The organism is Mycobacterium sp. 155 (genome assembly GCF_000373905.1).
In the GTDB taxonomy this organism is placed as follows: domain Bacteria; phylum Actinomycetota; class Actinomycetes; order Mycobacteriales; family Mycobacteriaceae; genus Mycobacterium.
The window spans coordinates 479,128-502,560 of record NZ_KB892705.1 but is presented as its reverse complement, the minus strand read 5'-3'; the positions used below and the strand labels follow the sequence as shown (position 1 = coordinate 502,560).

Below are 23,433 nucleotides of genomic sequence, written 5' to 3'. Positions count from 1 at the left end.
CGCACCTCTATGCCCACAACTGCCCTTCCAACGCGTCTTCCGCGTCATCCAGGCTACCGGCGTAGGCACCGGTCGACAGATACTTCCATCCGGCGTCGGCCACCACGAACGCGATGTCCGCGCGCTCACCCGCCTCGACCGCCTTGGCCCCCATCCCCAGCGCGGCGTGCAACACCGCGCCGGTGGAGATGCCGGCGAAAATGCCTTCCCGGGTCACCAGGTCGCGGGTGCGCTTGACGGCGTCGTAGGACCCGACGGAGAAGCGGGTGGTCAGCACATCGGGGTCGTAGAGCTCGGGGATGAAGCCCTCGTCGATGTTGCGCAGCGCGTACACCCCCTCGCCGTAGCGGGGTTCGGCGGCGACGATCCGCACGCCGGGCACATGTTCACGCAAGAACCGGCCGGTGCCCATCAGAGTGCCCGTGGTGCCCAGCCCGGCGACGAAGTGGGTGATCTCCGGCAGATCGGCCAGCAGCTCCGGACCGGTGCCGTGATAATGCGCATCGGAGTTGGCCGGATTCCCGTATTGGTACAGCATCACCCATGACGGGTTTTGCGCGGCAAGCTCTTTGGCCGTCGCCACAGCGGTGTTGGAACCGCCTTCGGCCGGGCTGAAGATGATGCGCGCGCCGTAGAGCTCCAGGATCTGGCGGCGCTCGATCGAAGTGTTCTCCGGCATCACGCAGATCATGTTGTAGCCCTTGAGCAGGGCCGCCATCGCCAGCGAGATTCCGGTGTTGCCACTGGTCGGTTCCAGGATGGTGGCCCCGGGTTCCAACAGCCCGTCGTGTTCGGCCTGTTCGATCATCCGCAGCGCAGGTCGGTCCTTGATCGAGCCGGTCGGATTGCGGTCCTCCAGCTTGGCCCACAACCGTACGTGTGGCGTTCCGTCATCGCCGTCGTCCCAGCGGGGTGAGAGGTTCTGCAGTCCGACCAGCGGTGTGTCGCCGAGGGCCTGCAACAGTGAATCGTGCCGTGCCATGCGTTACCCGCCAGCGACGGCCGGCAGGATGGTCACCGAGTCGCCGTCGGCGATCGCGGTGTCCAGGCCGCCGGAGAATCGCACGTCCTCGTCGTTGACATAGATGTTGACGAAGCGGTGCAGCTTGCCGTTATCGACCAGCCGGTCGGAGATGCCCGAATAGTTAGCCTCCAGATCGCTGATCACCGCGGCCAGCGTGTCGCCGGAGGCGTTGACCCGCTTCTGCCCACCGGTGTGCGGACGCAGGATAGTCGGGATCGAGACAGAAATAGACATGCGGCGGTTTCCTTCTACAGCTTGATACTGCTCATTGGTACTGCTCGACGATCTGGACGGGTTCCTCGGTGACGACACCGTCGAGGATGCGGTAGCTGCGCAGTTCATGCTCGTTCGGGTCACGGGTCGAGATCAGCACGTAATGCGCGTCGGGCTCTTGGGCCAACGAGATGTCGGTGCGGCTCGGATAGGCCTCGGTCGCGGTGTGCGAGTGGTAGATGACGACGGGCACCTCGTCAGCCTCGTCCATCCCGCGCCACACCTTGAACTGCTCCATCGAGTCGAACCGGTAGAACGTCGGCGACCGCTCGGCATTGGCCATGGAGATGAACCGGTCGGGCTGGTCGGAACCCTCGGCCCCCGCGATCACCCCGCACGCCTCGTCAGGATGGTCCGCCCGCGCATGGGCCACCATGGCCTCGACAAGGTCACCGCGGATCACCAGCACAGCACGGCTCCCTTCATTCGAACGCTCCCGGCAACATGTCACGGTAGGTGGGTATTCCTGCCACCGCATCCGCAGCCAGCACCCCGACCAGAACCGCGCGGGCCAGCACGTCGGCGGCGGCCGCCCCGATCTGAGCCACCAACATGGTCTCGGGCGACATCGCGGCGGGGGTTCGCGGATCCGGTTCGACCACGACGGAACCGGTGGCCAGCGCGAAGACCGTATCGCCATCCAGCGGGGTGTGGCAGGGCGAGATGGCGCGGGCCAGCCCGTCGTGCGCGGCCACCGCGACGCGACGACACGCCGCCGGGCTCAGCGCGGCGTCGGTGGCGACGACTGCGATGGTGGTGTTGAGCGGGCTCAATTCGATGTGCCGGTCGGCGTAGGCGGCGAGCTGGTCCGCGGGTGGCGCGACCAGCCCGAATTCCTCGGTCAGCGCGGCCATCCATGGCAGCCCCGTGGCCGGGTCCGCGACATCGCCTACGGCGTTGACGATCACCAATGCCCCCACGGTCGCCCCGTTGGCCAGGACGGTCGATGCCGTGCCGACTCCGCCTTTGAGCACACCGGCCCTGGCACCTACGCCCGCGCCGAAGGTACCGAGCCCGAATTCCGTGCCTGCCGCGTCGGCCGCCGCGTAGCCGAACTCTGCGGTCGGCCGGTTGGCCCAACCGCCGACCGGCAGATCGAAGATGACCGCGGCCGGCACGATCGGCACCACTCCGCCGTCCATCGCCACGCCGCGGCCGCGTTCCTCCAGCCAGGTCATCACGCCGTCGGCAGCGGCCAGGCCGTACGCACTACCGCCGGACAGCACCACGGCGTCGACGTGGCGGACCGTGTTGATCGGGTCGAGCAGATCGGTCTCCCGGGTGCCCGGCGCACCGCCGCGGCCGTCGACGGCGCCGACAGTGCCTGGTGGCGCGATCACGACGGTCGTACCCGCCGCCCAACCGGCGCCCAGGGTCGCATCCGGGTCGATGCGGTGATGGTGGCCGACCAGGATTCCGCCGACATCGGTGATCGAGCCCATCTACTTGCCCATGAGTCCCAGGACGAGGTACTCCTGCAGCACCGTCAACCACTGGTATACGTCCAGATGCCCCGCCATCGGGTGCTCCCGGGGCAACCGGTGCGACCCGTCCGGCCCGATATCGAGCATGGTGCCGAGCGCCAGCCGGACGTCGTTGACCGCGGCCGCCCACGCCTGCGCGTCGCTCTCGGTCAGCTCGAACTTGCCGCCGCCGTCCGGAACCGTTTCCAGCAGCCGTTGCGCCGCATCGCGTTTGGCGTCGATGATCGCGGGTTCGTGCAGGCCGCGCAGCGCGCCGTTGAGACTTTCGGCCGTGCCGGAGCCGGCCGGGTGCTCGGTGGCCGGCCGGTAGAAATCAGGGAGCAGCCGGCGCAGGGTTTCGTCCTGCGGCGGCTGCGGATTGCCGGTCCGGATGCCGGTGATGGCGTGCAGTTCGTCTGCGGGCACGGAGGATTCACGCTCCTCGAGCATGCCCAGCAGTGAGGTCACCAGGTTCCGCAGCAATACCGCCTCATGGGCGGCCAACGACGAGCGGAACCGCGGGCCGTCAGCGGTCTGGACCCGCTTCCATTTGCGCACAGTCGATCAGCGGTCCTGCGCCAAGGTCGCCCACAACCCGGCGGCGTGCAGTTTCGACACGTCGATCTCCATGGATTCACGGCTACCCGCCGACACGACGGCCCTGCCCTCGTTGTGCACCTGCAGCATGAGCTTGGTGGCGTGTGGCTCGCTGTAGCCGAAGAGCTTCTGGAAGACGTAGGTCACATATGTCATCAGGTTGACGGGATCGTCCCAGACGATGGTCACCCAGGGACTGTCGGTGGCCTCCACCCCGGCGACATCAACTTCTTCCCGGGTACCCGGACGGGCCTTCGCCGGTGTAACCATGGGCTCACAATACCGGCGAGATACCCAAACCCCGAAACGGCTACGGTTGCTGCTGTGACGGTCGCTTTGCTCACCGACAAGTACGAGTTGACCATGCTCGCCGCCGCGCTTCGGGACGGTACCGCGCACCGCCGAACCACGTTCGAAGTCTTTGCCCGCAGGTTGCCCGACGGCCGCCGCTACGGCGTGGTGGCGGGTACCGGGCGCTTCGTGGAAGCGTTGGGACAGTTCAGGTTCGACGCCACCACGTTGGCCGGCCTGGATTTTCTCGACGACGCGACGCTGGCGTACCTTGCCGACTACCGGTTCCGGGGGGACATCGACGGCTATGCCGAAGGTGAGTTGTACTTCCCCGGTTCGCCGGTGCTGTCGGTGCACGGCAGTTTCGCCGAGTGCGTGATCCTCGAAACGCTGGTGCTGTCAATCTTCAACCACGACACGGCGATCGCCTCTGCCGCGGCTCGGATGACCACCGCCGCGGCGGGGCGACCCATGATCGAGATGGGTTCGCGACGTACCCACGAACAGGCAGCTGTCGCAGCGGCCCGCGCGGCCTACCTGGCCGGTTTCGCCGGCTCTTCGAACCTGGAGGCCCAGCGCCGCTATGGCGTGCCCGCCATGGGCACCGCGGCACATGCGTACACCCTGCTGCACACGACCCCTTCGGGGTCGGACGAGCAGGCCGCGTTCCGTGGCCAGGTGGCCGCTCTCGGCACCGGCACAACGTTACTGGTGGACACCTACGACATCACCGCGGGAGTGGCGAACGCGATCGCGGTGGGCGGCACCGAGCTCGGGGCGGTGCGCATCGACTCGGGTGACCTGGGTGTGCTGGCCGGCCAGGTCCGCGCCCAGCTCGACGACCTGGGCGCGACGTCGACGCGCATCGTGGTCTCCGGCGACCTCGACGAGTTCGCGGTCGCCGCCCTGCGCGCCGAACCCGTCGACAGCTACGGCGTCGGCACCTCGGTGGTGACCGGTTCGGGGGCACCGACCGCCAGCATGGTCTACAAGCTCGTCGAGGTGGATGGCATCCCCGTGGCCAAGCGCAGCAGCCATAAAGAATCGCACGGCGGGCGCAAACAGGCACTGCGCCTGGCCAAGGCCTCCGGAACAATCGTGGAAGAGGTGGTCTATCCCTGCGGACAGGCCCCTCCCGCCCCGAACGGGCTCACCGCACGCACGCTCACCGTCCCGTTGGTGACCGGTGGCGACCCGGTGTCCGACACGACTCCTGCCGGCGAACTCGCCGCCGCGCGTGAGCGGGTCGCCGCCGGACTGCACAGCCTGCCGTGGGACGGGCTCAAACTGTCTCGCGGCGAACCGGCTATCGGGACCCGGCTGGTCCTGCCTGCCGCCCCGTCGGCCCGAGATCGTTAGGAGTTCCCACGGCGGAATCCGACTTCACCAACGATGTCACCGGCCTGCTCGCGGTCGCTGTCGACGGGCTGGGCGGCGCACGTCGCACCGGCCAGATCGAGATGGCCGAGGCCGTCACGCACGCCTTCGAATCCGGTGAACACCTGGCGGTTCAGGCCGGCACCGGCACGGGCAAGTCGCTTGCCTATCTGGTTCCGGCGATCGCGCATGCGCTGGCCACCGAGCAGCCCGTCGTCGTCTCGACCGCGACCATTGCGCTGCAGCGGCAGCTGGTGGACCGCGATCTGCCGCGGCTCGTGGAGTCGTTGGCCGCAGCGCTCCCCCGCCGCCCCACCTTCGCCCTGCTGAAGGGTCGGGGAAACTACCTGTGCCTCAACAAGATCCACAACGACGCCGGCGAGCCCGAGGACAGGCCCCAGGACGAGTTGTTCTCCCCGATGGCCATCAGCGCGATGGGCCGCGACGTGCAGCGTCTCATGGAGTGGTCCTCGCACACCGAGACCGGCGACCGTGACGAGGTGAGCCCTGGTGTGCCGGACCGCTCCTGGAGTCAGGTCAGCGTCTCTGCGCGGGAGTGCCTGGGGGTGTCACGCTGCCAATACGGCACCGACTGCTTCGCCGAGCGGGCCCGCAGCCTCGCCGGCGCCGCCGATGTGGTGGTGACCAACCATGCCCTGCTGGCCATCGATGCCCTCTCCGATTTCAAAGTGCTGCCCGAGTACGAGCTGCTGATCGTCGACGAAGCTCACGAACTGGCCGATCGCGTCACCGGGATAGCCACCGCTGAACTCTCCGCGACGTCGATGGCCGTGGCGCACCGCCGGGCCGCCAGGCTGGTGGATCCCGAACTCGCAGAACGTTTCGAGGCATGCATCGCGACGCTGTCCTCTCTGCTGCACGAGACCGAGCCGGGCCGCATCGACGTCCTCGACGACGAGCTGGCCACCTATCTGACCGCGCTGCGCGACGCTGCCAACAAGGCCAGGATGGCGATCGACACCTCGCCGAGCGATCCGAAAGCCGCGGCCGCCCGCAACGAGGCCGTGACCGCACTGTCCGACGTCGACGACACCGCTACCCGCATCCTGGCCTCGTTCGTGCCGGCCATTCCCGACCGCACGGACGTCGTGTGGCTGGACCACGAAGAAGGCGCGCACGCGAGGAGCACCAAGGGCAGCAGCGGCAGCACCCGGACCATCCTGCGGGTGGCCCCGTTGACCGTGTCAGGCTTGTTGCGCACCAGGCTCTTTGACCACACCACCGCCGTACTGACTTCGGCCACCCTGAGCCTGGGCGGCAACTTCGACGCCATGGCCCGGGCGTGGGGTCTGGCCAAACCGGACGACTCCGAGGGCGCCACCACACCGGGCTGGCGCGGTATCGACGTGGGCTCGCCGTTCGAGCATGCCAAGTCCGGAATCCTTTACGTCGCCAAGCATTTAGCCCCGCCGGGCCGGGAAGGCACCGGCGAGGACGCCCTTGCCGAGATCGAAGGTCTGATCACCGCGGCCGGCGGTCGCACGCTGGGCCTGTTCTCCTCGATGCGTGCGGCCAAGGCTGCCGCCGAGGTCATGCGCGAGCGCCTGGACACCCCGGTGCTCTGCCAGGGTGACGACACCACTTCTGCTCTGGTACAACAGTTTTCCGCCGATCCCGAAACGTCACTGTTCGGCACGCTGTCGCTGTGGCAGGGTGTCGACGTACCGGGGCCGTCGCTGTCGCTGGTGCTGATCGACCGGATCCCGTTCCCCCGCCCCGACGATCCGCTGCTGACCGCGCGGCAACGGGCGATCAGCGCACGCGGCGGCAATGGCTTCATGGCGGTGGCCGCAAACCACGCCGCCCTGCTGCTGGCCCAGGGCGCAGGGCGACTGCTGCGCCACACCGACGACCGGGGTGTGGTCGCGGTGCTGGACTCCCGACTGGCGACCGCACGCTACGGCGGTTATCTGCGTGCGTCACTGCCACCGTTCTGGCCCACCACCGACGGCGACCGGGTGCGCCAAGCTCTGCGCCGGTTACGTGGTGACAGCTGAGCCTGCGGGTTGTCACTATCCTCTAGCTCCATGAGTCGACGGCGTCTGGCCCGCATAGTGATCGCCGCGTGCGCAGTGTTGCCGCTCCTGTCCTGCTCGACGGTGCTGGAGGGTAACCCTGTCTCGGTGTTCGCCGACCCGTTCTCGGTGGCAGGAATGCCTGCCACCGACGGGCCGAGTGGTCTGCGTCCGGATGCCGAGCCAGGCTCGCGCGAAGTCACCGGGACCGACAACGGGGATGTCGACAAACTGGCCGGCGCTGCCGTCAGCGACATCGAGGAATTCTGGCACACGGCCTACGGAGACTCCTTCGACGGCGCATTCCAACCCGTCTCCGAGTTGATCTCGTGGGATGCACACGGATATGACGGCGAATTCTGCGGTGAGGACACCTATGGGCTGGTCAACGCCGCGTTCTGCAAACTCGACGGGAGCATCGGCTGGGATCGCGGCGTGCTGATGCCGTCCCTGCGCCAAGACGGCGGCGACATGGCAGTCGTGCTGGTGCTCGCCCACGAGTACGGCCACTCGGTGCAGCAGCAGGCCAAACTGATCACCCGCGGAACCCCCACCCTGGTTTCCGAACAGCAGGCTGACTGCCTGGCCGGCACGTACATGCGCTGGGTGGCCGAGGGCAGTTCTCCCCGATTCACCCTCAACACCGGCGACGGCCTCAACAACGTACTCGCCGCCGTGATCGCCTTCCGGGACCCGCTACAGAGCGAGGATGACGCGCAAGCCGGTGTCGACCAGCACGGCTCGGCATTCGAACGGGTCTCGGCGTTCCAGTTCGGCTTCACCGACGGCCCATCGGCATGCGCGGCTATCGACGTCAAGGAGATCACTGAGCGCCGCGGGGACCTGCCGGTGCTGCTGACCGAGGACCAGACCGGCGAACTGCCGATCACCGACAAGTGGGTGCGCGCCATGGTCGACGCGCTGAACACCACCTTCACGCCGGCCGAACCACCGCAGCTCAGTTTCGACTCCGCACAAACGTGCCCGGACGCCAGGCCCAGCCCTCCGGCCTCGTATTGCCCGGCCACCAACACCATCATCGTCGACCTCAAAGACCTCGCTGCGATGGGCGTGAAGAACGAGGACGACGACAGGACCGCTCCGGCCAACGGCGACAACACCGCTTTTTCGGTGGTGACCTCGCGATACATGCTGTCTCTGCAGAATGCTCGGGGGGTTCCGCTCAACAACGCCGAGGCCGCACTGCGGACGGCGTGCCTCACCGGGGTGGCCAACGCCAAGCTGAGCAAGAACATGACCCTGGGCAACGGGGACAGTCTCGTGCTGACCGCAGGCGACATCGACGAGGCGGTATCGGGCATTCTCACCAACGGGCTCGTGGCCAGCGACGTCAACGGCGAATCGGTGCCATCCGGGTTCTCCCGCATCGATGCGTTCCGGCTGGGTGTGCTCGGGGACACGGAGCGTTGCTTCAAGCGATTCGCCTGACGCCAGGGAGCGCTCAGTTCGGCATACGCAGTACGAACCCGGCCTCCAGAGCCACCCACGCGGCGCCGTCCGGGCCGATCGCCAAACCGTGCGGTTCGCTGCCTGACGGCAGGTCGACGGTGATCACCTCGCCGTCGTCGCTGACCCGCGCCAACTGATCGGCGCCCCACAGGCTTACCCACACCCCGCCGGACGGATCCGCCACCACGGCGTGCGGCTTACCCGGCAGGTCGAGTTCCTGGACGGCGTCGTCCATCGGGATACGCCCCAGCTTGTCGGCGCGGATCTCGGTGAACCACACCGCGTCGTCATGTGTTGCCGCAATGCCCACCGGGCCCGCTGCGGGCGTGGGTAATTGACGCAGGGTGAGCTCACCGGCATGGGTCAGTCGGCCGACGGCATTGCCCTCGTTGAGGGTGAACCACAACGCGTCGTCGGGCCCCCGGGTGATCATCGACGGCATGCCGCCCACCACCGCCTCGGTGGTGATATCGCCGTCAGTGCTGATCCGGCCGATCACCCCCGAGGTCATGGCGGTGAACCACAACGCGTCGTCCGGCCCCACAGCGATGCCGAAAGGTGCACTGCCGTCCGGTAATTCGAACGCCGCCAGCTCCCCGGACGGGGTGATACGGCCGATCCTGTCGTCCCCGTTCCGGGTGAACCACAGCGCGCCGTCGGGACCCGCAGCGATGATCGACGGCCGCGAACCGTCGCCGACCGCATGCACAGTGACCTCGCCGGCGCCGGAGATCCGCGCGACAGCTCCGGCGTGCACCAGCGTCACCCACATGGCGCCGTCCGGGCCTGCCGCCAAAGCGTACGGACCGCCGGCGACGGCTACTTTGAGCGCTTTGCTCAAGCCAACGTGACCAGTCCGAGTTCGTTGTCTCCAGCCAACAAGCGGTGGTGTGGGAGCACTCGCACGGTGTAGCCCACCGGCCCGGCCACCGGCAGCGGTGTGCTGGTCGAGAACATCTCGTTGCCGCCTTCGGCGGTTCCGATATGCACCATCGGCACCGTCATCGGGTCGGTGATGGAGTCGGTGGCGTCGACGCGCCCGAGAACGGCTTGGACCACCACCTCGTCGGGTGTCAGCCCGGCCAGCTGCACTGTCGCGCTCAACGTCAGTTCCGATCCCAAGAGCGGGGTGTCGGGCAACCCGTAGCTGTCCACATCGGTGATCTGGATCTTGGGCCAGGCCAGCCGCGCTCGGCGCCGGTAGTCTGCGAGTTCGCTTGCCGCGCCGAAGGGTTTGCCCGCGGCGGGTTCGATCGTCTTGCGCAGCGACTGTGCTGCAGGCAGGTAGTACTTCTCGGTGTAGTCGCGCACCATCCGCGAGGCCAGCACCTTGGGCCCGAGCACCTGCAGGGTGTGGCGCACCATCTCGACCCAACGCGTCGGCACCCCATGCTCGTCACGCTCGTAGAACTTCGGGGTGACGGCCTTTTCCAGCAGGTCGTAGAGCGCGGCAGCCTCCAGGTCGTCGCGGCGCCCCTCGTCGGCCAGTCCGTCGGCGGTCGGGATCTCCCACCCGTTCGAGCCGTCGTACCACTCGTCCCACCAACCGTCGCGGATGGACAGGTTGAGCCCGCCGTTGAGCGCGCTCTTCATCCCCGACGTGCCACAGGCCTCCAGTGGGCGCAGCGGATTGTTCAGCCACACATCGCAGCCCCAATACAGGTACCGCGCCATCGACATGTCGTAGTCGGGCAAGAAAGCGATGCGATGCCGCACCTCAGGCCGATCGGCGAATTTGACGATCTGCTGGATCAGCGCCTTGCCGCCGTCATCGGCCGGATGTGACTTGCCTGCCACGATCAACTGGACGGGCCGGTGCTCGTCGAGCAGCAGTGCCTCCAGCCGTTCGGGGTCGCGAAGCATCAGCGTCAGGCGCTTATAGGTCGGCACCCGCCGGGCGAACCCGATGGTCAGCACCGAAGGATCGAAAGCCGTTGTGATCCAGCCCAATTCCGCGTCCGATGCGCCACGCTCGAGCCAAGATCGGCGCAACCGCTCACGCACGTCAGCGATCAAGGTCTCGCGCAGTTGGGACCGGATCCACCACAGTTGTCCGGAATCGACCTCCTGCAGCCGCTCCCATACGGCGGGCTCAGCGGCTTCGGACCCGATGAGCTCACGGCCGAGCGCCAACCATTGCGGCGCCGCCCAGGTCGGGGCATGCACGCCGTTGGTGATGGACCCGATCGGCACCTCGTTGGGATCGAAGCCCGGCCACAGTTCGTTGAACATCATTCGGCTTACGCGACCGTGCAGCAACGACACACCGTTGGCGCGTTGCGCGAGCCGCAAACCCATATGCGCCATGTTGAACTTCGACGGATCGTCCTCCGCGCCGAACGCGATCACCCGGTCCAGCGGCACCCCCGGCAGCAGTCGGGAATCATCGGTCGGCCCGCCGAAGTACCGCCTGATCAGGTCCACCGGGAACCGATCTATGCCTGCGGGGACCGGGGTGTGGGTGGTGAACACCGTCGAGGACCGCACCACGGTGAGCGCGGTGTCAAAATCCAGTCCGGCCGCCGCCAGCTCGCGGATACGTTCCAGTCCGAGGAAACCGGCGTGGCCCTCGTTCATATGGAATACCTCGGGCTCGGGCAGACCTTCTGCCTTGACGAAGGCCCGAATCGCTCGGATCCCGCCGATACCGGCCAGGATCTCCTGCTTCATCCGGTGTTCCTGGTCACCGCCGTAGAGCCGGTCGGTCACCCCGCGCAGGTCGTGCTCATTTTCGGGAATGTCGGAATCCAGCAGCAGCAACGGGATTCGGCCCACCTGGGCGATCCACACCCGGGCCCGCAGCTCGCGATCATCGGGCAGCGCCAGCGCCACCAGCACGGCATCGCCTGCCGCGTCGGTCAGCAGCCGTAACGGCAGGCCCTGCGGATCCAGTGACGGGTAGTTCTCGCGCTGCCACCCGTCAGCGGTCAACGACTGCCGGAAATAGCCCGACCGGTAATACAGCCCGACCGCGATCAGCGGCAGACCCAGATCAGACGCCGATTTCAGGTGGTCACCGGCGAGGATGCCCAGACCGCCGGAGTAGTTGGGCAGCACCTCGGCAACGCCGAACTCCATCGAGAAGTACGCGATGCCCTTCGGCATCGCGACGCCCTCGTCGGCCTGCTGCTGATACCACAACGGCCGGGTCAGATAGTTGTCCAGATCCGCGGCCAACCCGTCGAGACGATTCAGAAACGATTCGTCACTGGCCAGTTCATCGAGCCGCTTCGGGCGCACCGCGCCAAGCAGGGCCACCGGATCTCCTCCGACGGTCCGCCACAGCACCGGATCGACATGGGCGAAGAGGTCCTGGGTGGATTTGTCCCATGACCAGCGCAGATTGATCGACAAGCGTTCGAGGGCGGCCAACCGCTCGGGCAGATGCGCGCGGACAGTGAACCGTCGGAGGGCTTTCACGCGACACCACCTTACTGGTAATTCGCGATCTCGCAGACAATCAGCCTGGGCCACACAAAGCCACACCGATACAGACGTGCGCGCAGGGAAATCAACACCTGCGCTGCTTCACGCCCGCGAGATTCGACCGGACACTACGGTAGGTACTGGACGCGACAGGGACAGTGCAATCGAACAGCGGTAACGGCAATGTGAGGAGTTGAGCGGGTGACCGGTCGTATCGGAATCGACGACGTCGCGCCAGTGATTTCCGGTGGGCGTTTCCCCGCAAAGGCAGTCGTCGGCGAAGTGGTACCGGTATGCGCGACGGTGTGGCGCGAAGGCCACGACAAGGTCGCGGCCACACTGGTGGTGCGGTATCACGGCACGGACTATCCGCGTCTGACCGAGACACTCGCCGGCGCGCCCGAGCCCGTACCTATCCAGGACGTCGTGGCCGCCGCCCCACGCGTCAAGCCGCAAGCGTTGCCGATGTCCGAGGGCCGCACCCCGGACGTTTTTCACGGCCAGTTCACCCCCGACCGGGTCGGGCTGTGGTCGTTCCGGGTCGACGGATGGGGTGATCCCATCGCCACGTGGCGCCACGCGGTGGAGGCCAAGCTCGGCGCCGGGCAGAGCGAAGGCGAACTGTCCAACGATCTGCTGGTCGGGGCCCGCCTGCTGGAGCGTGCGGCCGCAGGCATGCCGCACGACCTGCGTGACCCCCTGTTGGCCGCCGCGGCGGCGCTGCGAACCCCCGGCGATCCGTTCACCCGTGCCGGCGCGGCACTGTCCGAGCAGGTCACCGAACTTTTGGCGCAATACCCGCTGCGTGAATTGCTCACCCGTGGTGATCGGTACGGCGTATGGGTGGACCGGCCCCTGGCCCGGTTCAGTTCCTGGTACGAGATGTTCCCGCGGTCCACCGGCGGCTGGGACGCCGACGGCCACCCCGTGCACGGAACGTTCGCTACCGCCACGGCGGCCCTGCCCCGCATCGCCCGGATGGGTTTCAACATCGTTTACCTGCCGCCGATCCACCCGATCGGCAACATGCACCGCAAGGGCCGGAACAACTCCGTGACCGCCGCGCCGGGCGACGTCGGATCACCGTGGGCGATCGGCAGTGACGCGGGCGGCCACGACGCCGTGCATCCGGAACTGGGCAGCATCGACGACTTCGACGGATTCGTTTCAGCCGCCCGTGACCTGGGTCTGGAAGTCGCCCTGGACCTGGCCCTGCAGTGTGCGCCCGATCATCCGTGGGCCAAGGCCCACCAGGAATGGTTCACGGTGCTGCCCGACGGCACCATCGCGTACGCCGAAAACCCGCCGAAGAAGTACCAGGACATCTATCCGCTGAACTTCGACAACGACCCGACAGGCCTGTACCACGAGGTGCTGCGCGTGGTTCAGTTCTGGGTATCCCACGGCGTCAAGGTGTTTCGTGTCGACAACCCCCACACCAAACCGCCGAATTTCTGGGCCTGGCTGATCGCCGAAGTCAAGAACAGGGACCCCGACGTACTGTTCCTCGCCGAGGCTTTCACCCGGCCTGCGCGGTTGTACGGGCTGGCCAAACTCGGTTTCACGCAGTCTTACACCTATTTCACCTGGCGCACGTCGAAGTGGGAGCTCACCGAATTCGGCAGGGAGATAGTCAAATACGCCGACTGCGCTCGACTGAGCCTGTGGGTCAACACCCCCGACATCCTGCACGCGAGCCTGCAACACGGCGGTCCCGGCATGTTCGCGATCCGGGCGGTGCTTGCCGCGACGCTGAGCTCCACGTGGGGGGTGTACTCCGGCTATGAGCTCTACGAGCACCGCGCGGTGCGTGAGGGCAGTGAGGAGTACCTGCACTCGGAAAAGTACGAGCTGCGTCCCCGCGACTTCGAGGCCGCCTTGGCCGCCGGTGAGTCCCTCGAACCGTTCCTCGCCCGGCTCAACGAGGTTCGTCGGTTGCATCCCGCACTTCGCCAGCTGCGCAACGTGACGTTCCACCACATCGACAACGACGCACTGCTGGCCTACAGCAAGTTCGACCCCATCACCGGCGACACAGTGCTAGTGGTGGTCACCCTGAACGCATTCGGTCCGGAGGAGTCCACGCTGTGGCTGGACATGGCGGCGCTCGGCATGGAGGCCTACGACCGATTCTGGGTGCGCGACGAGATCACCGGCCACGAATACCAGTGGGGTCAGTCCAATTTCATCCGCATCGACCCCGCCAAGGCGGTGGCACACGTGCTGAATATGCCCGCGGTACCCCAGGACAAACGACTCGAACTGCTACGCAGGGAATGAGGGCGAGATGACGCAAAGTAATCAACTCACCAATGCGCAACTGCGGCCCGACCCGGCAGATGTGCACCGGCTGCTGGCCGGCGAACACCACGATCCGCACGCCATCCTGGGCGCCCACGAATACGCCGATCACACCGTGATCCGGGCCTACCGGCCGCACGCGGCAAAGGTGACGGCGGTGATCGGTACCGAACGATTTCCGTTGGAGCATCTGCAATCCGGGCTGTTCGCGGTTGCGGTGCCCTACACCAACCTGGTCGACTACCGGTTGGAGATCGGTTATCCGGGCGCCGATGGCACCATCGACATCTACACCACCGCCGATGCCTACCGGTTCCTGCCGACACTCGGCGAGCTCGACCTACACCTGTTCGCCGAGGGCCGTCACGAACGGCTCTGGGAGATCCTCGGGGCGCACCCCCGGTCGTTCACCACGCCGGACGGCGTGGTGAACGGGGTGTCGTTCGCAGTGTGGGCACCGAACGCCAAGGGCATCAGCCTGATCGGTGACTTCAACCACTGGGACGGCAACGAGGCGCAGATGCGGGTGCTGGGTTCGACCGGTGTGTGGGAACTGTTCTGGCCGGACTTTCCAGCCGACGGGCTCTACAAGCTTCGGATGCACGGCGCCGACGGGTTGGTCTCCGATCGCGCCGACCCGATGGCGTTCGCCACCGAGGTGCCACCGCACACCGCGTCCCGCGTGTTCAGCAGTTCCTATACCTGGGACGACTCCGACTGGATGACGCAGCGTGCCGAGCTCAACCCGGTGTTCGAGCCGATGAGCACCTACGAGGTGCACCTGATGTCGTGGCGACCCGGCCTGTCCTACCGGGAACTGGCCGAGCAGCTCACCGAATACGTCGTCCAACAGGGCTTTACCCACGTCGAGCTGCTGCCGGTGGCCGAACACCCGTTCGGCGGATCCTGGGGCTACCAGGTCACGTCGTATTACGCACCGACGTCGCGCCTGGGTTCCCCCGACGACTTCCGGTATCTCGTCGACGCCCTGCACCAGGCCGGCATCGGAGTGATCGTGGACTGGGTGCCCGCACACTTTCCCAAGGACTCGTGGGCGCTGGGTCGGTTCGACGGGACTGCCCTCTACGAACACTCCGATCCGCGGCGCGGTGAGCAACTGGACTGGGGCACCTACGTTTTCGACTTCGGCCGAACCGAAGTCCGCAACTTCCTGGTCGCCAACGCGCTGTACTGGCTGCAGGAGTACCACATCGACGGGCTGCGGGTGGACGCGGTGGCTTCGATGCTCTACCTCGACTACTCACGCCCGGATGGCGGGTGGACACCCAACGTCTACGGCGGCCGGGAAAACCTCGAGGCCGTGCAGTTCCTGCAGGAGATGAACGCCACCGTGCACAAGGTGGCCCCCGGTATCGTCACCGTGGCGGAGGAATCCACTTCATGGCCCGGCGTCACGCGTCCGACCAACCTTGGCGGCCTTGGCTTTTCGATGAAGTGGAACATGGGCTGGATGAACGACACGCTGGACTACATCAGCCGCAACCCGATATACCGCAGCTACCACCACCACGAGATGACGTTCTCCATGCTGTACGCGTTCAGCGAGAACTATGTGCTGCCCATCAGCCACGACGAGGTGGTGCACGGCAAGGGCACGCTGTGGAACCGGATGCCCGGCGGCGATCACGAGAAGGCGGCCGGCCTGCGCAGCCTGCTGGCCTACCAGTGGGCCCACCCGGGTAAGCAACTGCTGTTCATGGGCCAGGAATTCGGTCAGCGCACCGAATGGTCCGAGGGACGTAGCCTGGACTGGTTCCAGCTCGACGAACAGGGTTTCTCGGGCGGGGTGCAACGCCTGGTACGTGATCTCAACAAGATCTACCGCAGCCACCCTGCGTTGTGGAGTCGTGACAGCTCGCCCGAGGGCTACTCCTGGATCGACGCCAACGATTCGGCCAACAACGTGCTGAGCTTCCTGAGAATCGGCGCCGACGGTTCGATGCTGGCCTGTGTGATCAACTTCGCCGGCACTGAGCACAGCCAGTACCGGTTGGGCCTGCCGCATGCAGGCACCTGGCGCGAAGTGCTCAACACCGATGCCACGCTGTACAACGGCTCGGGCATCGGCAACTACGGCGCGGTGGAGGCCACCGACGAGCCGTGGCACGGCCGCCCGGCCTCGGCAGTCATGGTGTTGCCGCCGCTGTCCGCGCTCTGGTTCGACCCGGCCTAGTACAGCGCGTTGGCGAGGTTGCGCCGGCCTGCGACAACCTCGGGGTCGGCCGGGTCGAACAGGTCGAACAGCTCGACCAGTCGGGTGCGGACCGCGGTCCGATCGTCGCCGGCCGTGCGCTTGATCAGCGCAATCAGCCGGTCGAACGCTGCCGACACCCGCTGCTGCAGGAGCTCGACGTCGGCTGCGGCGAACGCCGCCTCGATATCGCCCGGGGCGGCGTCGGCAACGGCCACTGCGTCAGGGCGCTGCGCGCTGGCCCGCTGCAGGAAGGCGATCTGGAGCACGGCACCCTTGGCCTCGGAGTGATTCGGATCACCCTCGAGGATGGCCTGGTAGGCGGTCAGCGCGGCGGTGAAATCACCATTGTCCAAATGGTCACGTGCCTGCTCCAGTTTGGGATCGACCTGTTCAGTCTCTTCCGCCGCTCCCGCCTCGAGCTGGCCCGCAGTGGCCTGCAGCAGGGAATCGACCCACCGGCGCAACTGCTCGGGCGGCTGTGGACCTTCGAAGCTGGCGATCGGCTGCCCACCGGCCAACGCTACGACCGTGGGTACTCCCTGGATGCCGAACATCTGCGCGACCCGAGGCGTGGTGTCGACGTTGATCACTGCCAACGACCACTTACCGCCGTCTTGAGCAGCCAGAGCCGCCAGCGTGTCGCCCAACTGGAGGCTGGGCTCACTACGCGGAGACCACAACAGCACTACCACCGGGACCTGACTGGACCGGACCAGCACCTCGGCTTCAAAGTTGACTTCGGTCACTTCGACGCCGCCGGGCGGCGCCGAAGCGGTGCCCTCGGCGGGCCGCTGCTTGAGTGCCGACAAATCAACCGCACCGGCCAGCGCTGGACCGACGGAAGGACGTGGACGTGTCACGTCATCAAGTCTGTCACGTTGTTTCCGGCGCGACGCGGCCCGGTTGGGGCGCCAACGCCGAACCGGTCGACGGAGCGCGCTATCGACAGCTACTACTCGGCGTAGTTTTAGGCCCCTTGGTAGCGGTCACCGACGCAGCACGAGCGCATCGCCCTGCCCACCCGCACCACACAACGCGGCGACCGCATAGCCGGAGCCGCGGCGGGCGAGCTCAAGGGCCGCGTGCAGCGTGATGCGGGCACCTGACATGCCGATCGGATGGCCGATGGCGATCGCGCCACCGTGGAGGTTGACCTTGGCCGGGTCCACTCCGAGTTCCTTGGTCGACGCGAGCGACACCGCGGCGAATGCCTCATTGATCTCGATGACGTCCAGCTGGTCGGCCGTGATGCCTTCGCGGGCGATCGCCTTCTTGATGGCGTTGGCGGGCTGCGACTGCAGCGTGGAATCCGGCCCCGCGACGACACCGTGCGCACCGATCTCACAGAGCCAGCTCAGCCCCAACTCCTCGGCCTTGGCCTTGTTCATCACCACGACAGCACATGCGCCGTCGGAGATCTGCGACGACGAGCCCGCGGTGATGGTGCCGCCCTTGCGGAATGCCGGGCGCAGGCCGCCCAGCGATTCGGCGGTGGTGTTGGCCCGGATGCCCTCGTCCTCGGCGAACTCGATCGGGTCACCCCTGCGCTGCGGGATCGACACCGGCACCACCTCGTCGGCGTAGACGCCGTCCTTCCACGCCGCGGCGGCTTTCTGATGGGACTGCGCAGCAAACTCGTCCTGCTCAGCGCGCGTGAACTTGTCGACATCGTTGCGCTGCTCGGTGAGTGCACCCATCGGCTGATCGGTGAACACGTCGTACAGGCCGTCGTAGGCGAGGTGATCGAGCACGGTGACGTCGCCGTACTTGTAGCCCTCACGGCTCTTGGGCAACAGGTGCGGAGCCTGCGTCATCGACTCCTGACCGCCGGCGACCACCACATCGAACTCACCGGCGCGGATGAGCTGATCGGCCAGCGCAATGGCATCGATGCCGGACAGGCACATCTTGTTGATGGTCAGGGCGGGCACGTCCCAGCCGATCCCGCCGCCGACCGCGGCCTGGCGCGCGGGCATCTGTCCGGCACCGGCGGTGAGAACCTGGCCCATGATCACATAGTCGACGAGCGAAGCGTCGCCCTCGCCGTTCGGGAAGGCTTTCTCCAGAGCGCCGCGGATAGCGACCGCACCCAGGTCACTGCCTGAGAAATCCTTCAGTGAACCCATCAATTTGCCGACTGGAGTACGTGCTCCACCGACGATCACCGACGTGGTCATTTCCTACCTCCAAAGAGCGGTTCGCCGGACCTGTGCGGCCGATCACACATACCGCAAACCCTTCAGGTAAAGGCTACCGTTGGGTTATGACCGTCGAACGAGTTGATGCCGGTCCCGCCCTCGCTTTCGCGCTGGTGGCGGCCATCGACCACGTCGGTATCGCCGTCCCAGATCTGGACGCCGCCATCAAGTGGTACCACGACAACCTCGGCATGATCGTCCTGCACGAAGAGATCAACAAAGAGCAGGGTGTGCGGGAGGCGATGCTCTCAGTCCGCGGTGCACCGAAGGGCAGCGCACAGATCCAGTTGATGTCGCCACTCGACGAGAATTCGATGCTTGCCAAGTTCATCGACAAGCGCGGCCCCGGCCTGCAGCAGCTGGCCTATCGAACCAGCGACATCGACGCACTGAGCAAACGGCTGCGCAGCCAGGGTGTGCGCCTGCTCTACGACGCTCCCCGCAAGGGCACCGCGAACTCGCGGATCAACTTCATCCACCCCAAAGACGCGGGTGGCGTGCTGATCGAGCTGGTCGAGCCGGCCGCCGATTCGGCGCACTGATCGTCACGACCACCTGCGCGTCGGGCCGCGATTGGTCCGGTTGGCCCAGCATGGCGTGTGCCAATGTCGACGGTCGTCCACCGCGGCCTCTCCCATGTCCGCCGGCCACGCCACCACATGAGCTGTGCCCGAACGTATCTCGTGATCGCATCCGGGGCAGCGATAGGTCTTGACCGCACGCGCCGCGGTGACGACGCGCACCTCGTAGTCGTAACCGTCCGGCCCCGTTTCGATTCGACGTGTCGGCAACGACGATGGCAGCTTCCTGGGTGTCCTGTGTCGCCGTCCCATCAGAACAACCGATACTCGCTGCTGTCCATCCCCCGCATCTGGTCGTAATCCAGAGTCACGCAACGGATCCCACGATCGGTTGCCAGCGTGCGCGCTTGCGGCTTGATCTGCTGGGCCGCGAACACCCCGGCCACCGGCGCCAACACACTGTCACGGTTGAGCAAATCCAGGTAGCGGGTCAGTTGTTCGACGCCGTCGATCTCACCGCGACGCTTGATCTCCACGGCCACCGAGCCGCCCAGCTCGTCGCGGCACATCAGGTCCACCGGACCGATCGCCGTCGGATACTCCCGGCGTACCAGCGTGTAGCCGGTGCCGAGCAATTCGACGTGTTCGGCCAGCAGCGCCTGCAGATGCGCCTCGACCCCGTCCTTCACCAGGCCGGGGTCGATCCCGAGCTCGTGACTGGAGTCGTGCTCGACGTCTTCGACCGTGATTCGTAGCTGCTCACCGGCCCTGTTTTCCACCACCCAGACGACAGAGGATCCACCGGGTGAGCCTTCTGCCTCCTCCTCGGTGACCCAACACGGCGGACTCATCCAGTTCAGCGGCTTGTAGGCACGGTCGTCGGCGTGCACACTCACCGAGCCGTCGGCCTTGAACAGCAACAGCCGGCGGGCGGACGGAAGGTGTGCGGTCAGCCGACCCACATAGTCGACGGTGCACTGGGCAATCACGAGGCGCACCCGATCTACCTTAAGGGCAGGACGAACGAACTACGCTGACGCATCAATGGACGCCGACAAATCCGTGGCGAGACGGCTGGGCAGGATTCTGGAAACCCTGACCCGGCAGAGCAGCAGACTCCAGTCCGAGCCGGCGTATGGATCTTGGATCCTCGGCCAGGTATCGGAAAGCCAGCGCCGTCGCCGGGTGCGCATTCAGATCATCCTGACCACGTTTGTCGTCGTCGCCAATCTGCTCGGCATCGGGGTCTCCCAGCTGATCGTCACACTGGTGTTCCCCACCCCGAGCGTGTTCGCGCCCGACGTCCGGTTGATCACCTTTGCGGTCGCGCCGGCGTATATCTGCGCCGCGTTGGTCATCGGCGTGGTCTGGGCCACCAACCGGGTGATCAACGATGTGCGCTGGTCGCTGCAGGGGCGGACACCCAGCCGCCAGGATCAGCGCAACACCTTCCTCGCGCCAGGCCGGCTGACCACCGTGCTGCTGATCCTGTGGAGTGTCGGGACCGCGCTGCTCACCACCCTCTACGGCTTGGTCGACAGCAACTACATCCCCAAGTTCCTGTTGGGCGTCAGTTTTCCCGGCATCGTCGTATCGGTCAGCTGCTATATGTTCACCGAGTTCGCACTGCGTCCGGTGGCCGCTCAGGCGCTGGAGGCAGGCCCACCACCGATCCGACTGTCCTCGGGGATCATGGGCCGCACCATGGTCGTGTGGGCCTTGGGATCCGGCGTGCCGATCCTCGGCATCCTGCTGGCCGCCATGTTCGCGCTGGCACTGCAGAATCTCACCCCAACCCAGCTCGCGGCTGCCGTCATGGTCCTGGCGGTGTTCGCGCTGGTGTTCGGATTCATCCTGATGTGGATCGCGACGTGGTTGACTGCGGCCCCGATCCGGGTGGTCCGGGCTGCGTTGCGTCGAGTCGAGGATGGCGATCTCGACACCAACCTGGTGGTGTTCGACGGCACCGAACTCGGCCAGCTGCAACGTGGTTTCAACTCGATGGTGCAGGGGCTGCGCGAACGTGAACGGGTCCGTGACTTGTTCGGCCGCCATGTCGGCCGTGAGGTTGCCGAGCTGGCAGAGCAGCAGAAGCCGGTGCTCGGCGGCGAAGAGCGCCACGCCGCAGTCATCTTCGTCGACGTCATCGGTTCGAGTCAGCTGGTGACGAGCCGACCGGCGACCGAAGTGGTCACCTTGCTCAACCGGTTCTTCGCAGTCATCGTCGACGAGGTGGACCGCCATCAGGGTCTGGTCAACAAGTTCGAGGGCGACGCGGTGCTCGCGGTGTTCGGCGCTCCGGTGCGTCTGGATCATCCCGAGGACGAAGCACTGGGCGCCGCACGGGCCATCGCCGAGTGCCTGCGCAGTTCGGTGCCCGAGCTCGCCGCCGGCATCGGTGTCGCAGCGGGCCAGGTGGTGGCGGGCAACGTGGGTGCCAAGAAACGCTTCGAGTACACGGTCATCGGCGAGCCGGTCAACGAGGCGGCCCGGCTGTGCGAGTTGTCCAAATCCGTTCCGGGTCATCTGGTGGCGTCTTCGGACACTGTCGCCAATGCCACCGAAACCGAAAGGGCTCGTTGGTTATTAGGCGACACCGTGACATTGCGCGGCCTCTGTGAACCGACCCGGCTGGCGGTTCCGATCTGATCCCGCCCCGATGCCGGCCGCTACCAGCCACCACGATGTCGTTTTTCCGCTAGTAACGACATCCGGCTCGTGCCATCGTTGCAGTTGTGCACGACGATTTCGACCGCTGTTATCGGGCCGTCCAGTCCAAGGACGCCCGGTTCGACGGTTGGTTCGTCACCGCGGTGCTCACCACAGGGATCTACTGTCGCCCCAGCTGTCCGGTGCGCCCACCACTGGCTCACAACATGCGGTTCTACCCCACCGCAGCGGCAGCGCAGGCCGCAGGATTCCGCGCCTGCAAACGGTGCCGGCCTGATGCATCGCCCGGTTCGCCGGAATGGAATGTCCGGGGTGACGCGGTCGCCCGCTGTATGCGGCTCATCGCCGACGGCACCGTGGACCGCGAAGGCGTCACCGGTTTGGCAGCACGCGTCGGCTACACCACCCGGCAGTTGCAGCGCATCATGCAGGCCGAACTGGGCGCCGGCCCATTGGCCCTGGCCCGTGCACAGCGCACCCAAACCGCGCGGGTACTCATCGAGACCACCGAATTGCCGTTCGGAGACGTCGCCTTCGCCGCCGGATTCGCCAGCATCCGCCAATTCAACGACACCGTCCGGGCAGTCTGCGATCTCTCACCGACCGAGTTGCGTCGGCGCGCGACAACTCGATTCGGCCGCGACGAGTCGGTGTCTCCCGGGGTGGTATCACTGCGGTTGCCGGTTCGCACACCGTTCGCGTTCGAGGGATTGTTCGGCCACCTTGCGGCCAGCGCGGTGCCAGGACTGGAGGAAGTGCGCGACGGGTGGCTGCGACGCTCGCTGCGGTTGCCGCACGGTCACGGCGTCGTCAGCCTGCAGCCGCACCCAGACCATGTCCGCTGCCGGTTGGTGCTCGACAACTTCCGCGACCTCGGCGCCGCCATCGCCCGGTGCCGCCGACTACTCGACCTCGACGCCGATCCTGAGGCCGTGGTCGACGCGTTGGGCTCCGATCAGGACCTGGCCGCTGTCGTGGCCAAGGCGCCGGGTCAACGCATCCCCCGTACAGTCGACGAGGCCGAGCTCGCGATCCGGGTGGTGCTCGGGCAGCAGGTGTCCGTCAAAGCAGCACGCACCCACGTGGGCCGGCTGGTCAAGGCCTACGGACAGCCCGTGCGCGATGACACCGGTGGTCTGACCCACGCGTTCCCCGATATCGCCGGTCTGGCGGAGATCGATCCCGCCCATCTGGCCATGCCCGCCGCACGACGCCGGACGGTCAGCGCACTCGTTCATGCCCTGACTGACGGCACCCTGGTCCTCGACCCCGGCTGCGACTGGACGGCAGCCCGCGAGCAACTCCTGGCCCTGCCCGGCATCGGACCGTGGAGCGCGGAGGTGATCGCCATGCGGGGGCTCGGGGATCCCGACGCGTTCCCCGCCAGCGACCTCGGTGTCCGGTTGGCCGCCGAACAACTCGGGTTGCCTTCGGACCACAACGCACTGATCCGGCACAGCGCACGCTGGCGCCCTTGGCGGTCCTACGCGACTCAGCACCTGTGGACCACGCTGGACCACGTAGTCAACGACTGGCCGGTTACTGCCCATTCAGCATGAGGATCTGACAAA

General features: G+C 66.6%; 20 protein-coding genes. 8 read left to right on the top strand and 12 right to left on the bottom strand.

Going from position 1 to position 23,433, the window contains the following annotated elements; genetic code table 11:
- Window positions 1-7: 7 nt before the first annotated feature.
- The 6 genes from B133_RS0102330 to clpS are packed head-to-tail and all read right to left on the bottom strand — an operon-like array spanning window position 8 to window position 3,627.
- Window positions 8-982, bottom strand: coding sequence for a cysteine synthase (locus tag B133_RS0102330; RefSeq protein WP_018599103.1), 975 nt, complete (start codon window positions 980-982; stop codon window positions 8-10).
- 3 nt (window positions 983-985) lie between these two features.
- Window positions 986-1,258 (bottom strand): MoaD/ThiS family protein, encoded by a 273-nt coding sequence (locus tag B133_RS0102325; RefSeq protein WP_018599102.1) that lies wholly within the window; start codon window positions 1,256-1,258, stop codon window positions 986-988.
- A gap of 31 nt (window positions 1,259-1,289) precedes the next feature.
- Complete coding sequence (locus B133_RS0102320; RefSeq protein ID WP_198290970.1) at window positions 1,290-1,775, bottom strand: Mov34/MPN/PAD-1 family protein; 486 nt, start codon at window positions 1,773-1,775, stop codon at window positions 1,290-1,292.
- On the bottom strand, window positions 1,720-2,739 hold the full coding sequence (locus B133_RS0102315) for a P1 family peptidase (RefSeq protein WP_018599100.1): 1,020 nt from the start codon (window positions 2,737-2,739) through the stop codon (window positions 1,720-1,722). Before B133_RS0102315 ends, B133_RS0102320 begins: the two co-directional genes overlap by 56 nt.
- A complete protein-coding gene (locus tag B133_RS0102310; protein ID WP_018599099.1) occupies window positions 2,740-3,318 on the bottom strand; it encodes a DUF2017 domain-containing protein in 579 nt (192 codons plus the stop codon).
- 6 nt (window positions 3,319-3,324) lie between these two features.
- Window positions 3,325-3,627, bottom strand: a complete 303-nt coding sequence (clpS, locus tag B133_RS0102305) for an ATP-dependent Clp protease adapter ClpS (RefSeq protein WP_026255881.1) — start codon at window positions 3,625-3,627, stop codon at window positions 3,325-3,327.
- A 9-nt stretch (window positions 3,628-3,636) separates the two neighbouring features.
- On the opposite strand from clpS, the gene B133_RS0102300 reads away from it, so the two are divergent.
- From B133_RS0102300 to B133_RS0102285, 3 genes are read left to right on the top strand one after another with little or no spacing between them, the layout of a single operon-like run.
- On the top strand, window positions 3,637-5,007 hold the full coding sequence (locus B133_RS0102300; protein WP_255349248.1) for a nicotinate phosphoribosyltransferase: 1,371 nt from the start codon (window positions 3,637-3,639) through the stop codon (window positions 5,005-5,007).
- 44 nt (window positions 5,008-5,051) lie between these two features.
- Window positions 5,052-7,043 (top strand): ATP-dependent DNA helicase, encoded by a 1,992-nt coding sequence (locus tag B133_RS0102290; protein WP_051088082.1) that lies wholly within the window; start codon window positions 5,052-5,054, stop codon window positions 7,041-7,043.
- 30 nt (window positions 7,044-7,073) lie between these two features.
- On the top strand, window positions 7,074-8,510 hold the full coding sequence (locus B133_RS0102285) for a neutral zinc metallopeptidase (protein WP_026255880.1): 1,437 nt from the start codon (window positions 7,074-7,076) through the stop codon (window positions 8,508-8,510).
- Window positions 8,511-8,523: 13 nt separating this feature from the next.
- Here the strand turns inward: B133_RS0102285 and B133_RS0102280 are convergent, their stop codons facing one another.
- A complete protein-coding gene (locus B133_RS0102280; RefSeq protein ID WP_232423336.1) occupies window positions 8,524-9,303 on the bottom strand; it encodes a virginiamycin B lyase in 780 nt (259 codons plus the stop codon).
- A 65-nt stretch (window positions 9,304-9,368) separates the two neighbouring features.
- Window positions 9,369-11,951 (bottom strand): glycosyltransferase family 1 protein, encoded by a 2,583-nt coding sequence (locus B133_RS0102275; RefSeq protein WP_018599092.1) that lies wholly within the window; start codon window positions 11,949-11,951, stop codon window positions 9,369-9,371.
- 207 nt (window positions 11,952-12,158) lie between these two features.
- Here B133_RS0102275 and B133_RS0102270 point away from each other — a divergent pair, with 207 nt between their 5' ends.
- Window positions 12,159-14,237, top strand: coding sequence for an alpha-1,4-glucan--maltose-1-phosphate maltosyltransferase (locus B133_RS0102270; RefSeq protein ID WP_018599091.1), 2,079 nt, complete (start codon window positions 12,159-12,161; stop codon window positions 14,235-14,237).
- Window positions 14,238-14,244: 7 nt separating this feature from the next.
- Window positions 14,245-16,452, top strand: a complete 2,208-nt coding sequence (gene glgB, locus B133_RS0102265) for a 1,4-alpha-glucan branching protein GlgB (protein ID WP_018599090.1) — start codon at window positions 14,245-14,247, stop codon at window positions 16,450-16,452.
- On the opposite strand, the gene B133_RS0102260 is transcribed toward glgB, so the two are convergent.
- A complete protein-coding gene (locus B133_RS0102260; RefSeq protein ID WP_026255879.1) occupies window positions 16,449-17,333 on the bottom strand; it encodes a tetratricopeptide repeat protein in 885 nt (294 codons plus the stop codon). The two genes, glgB and B133_RS0102260, sit on opposite strands and share 4 nt — an antisense overlap.
- 126 nt (window positions 17,334-17,459) lie before the next feature.
- The gene (locus B133_RS0102255; RefSeq protein WP_018599088.1) at window positions 17,460-18,650 is read right to left on the bottom strand and encodes an acetyl-CoA C-acetyltransferase; all 1,191 of its coding nucleotides are present in this window, start codon (window positions 18,648-18,650) and stop codon (window positions 17,460-17,462) included.
- Between the two features lie 86 nt (window positions 18,651-18,736).
- Between B133_RS0102255 and mce the strand changes: the two genes are divergently transcribed.
- Window positions 18,737-19,213, top strand: a complete 477-nt coding sequence (mce, locus tag B133_RS0102250) for a methylmalonyl-CoA epimerase (RefSeq protein WP_018599087.1) — start codon at window positions 18,737-18,739, stop codon at window positions 19,211-19,213.
- Between the two features lie 3 nt (window positions 19,214-19,216).
- Here the strand turns inward: mce and B133_RS23480 are convergent, their stop codons facing one another.
- Together B133_RS23480 and nucS are read right to left on the bottom strand one after the other, a co-directional pair.
- A complete protein-coding gene (locus tag B133_RS23480) occupies window positions 19,217-19,504 on the bottom strand; it encodes a hypothetical protein (protein ID WP_081618160.1) in 288 nt (95 codons plus the stop codon).
- Window positions 19,504-20,190 carry an endonuclease NucS gene (gene nucS / locus B133_RS0102245; RefSeq protein ID WP_018599086.1) on the bottom strand — a complete coding sequence of 229 codons (687 nt, stop codon included), beginning with the start codon at window positions 20,188-20,190 and terminating at the stop codon, window positions 19,504-19,506. Before nucS ends, B133_RS23480 begins: the two co-directional genes overlap by 1 nt.
- A 46-nt stretch (window positions 20,191-20,236) precedes the next feature.
- Between nucS and B133_RS0102240 the strand changes: the two genes are divergently transcribed.
- Window positions 20,237-21,841, top strand: a complete 1,605-nt coding sequence (locus B133_RS0102240; RefSeq protein ID WP_018599085.1) for an adenylate/guanylate cyclase domain-containing protein — start codon at window positions 20,237-20,239, stop codon at window positions 21,839-21,841.
- Between the two features lie 86 nt (window positions 21,842-21,927).
- Entirely contained in the window at window positions 21,928-23,421 is a 1,494-nt protein-coding gene (locus B133_RS0102235; RefSeq protein ID WP_018599084.1) for a DNA-3-methyladenine glycosylase 2 family protein, read from the top strand.
- Window positions 23,422-23,433 lie beyond the last annotated feature (12 nt).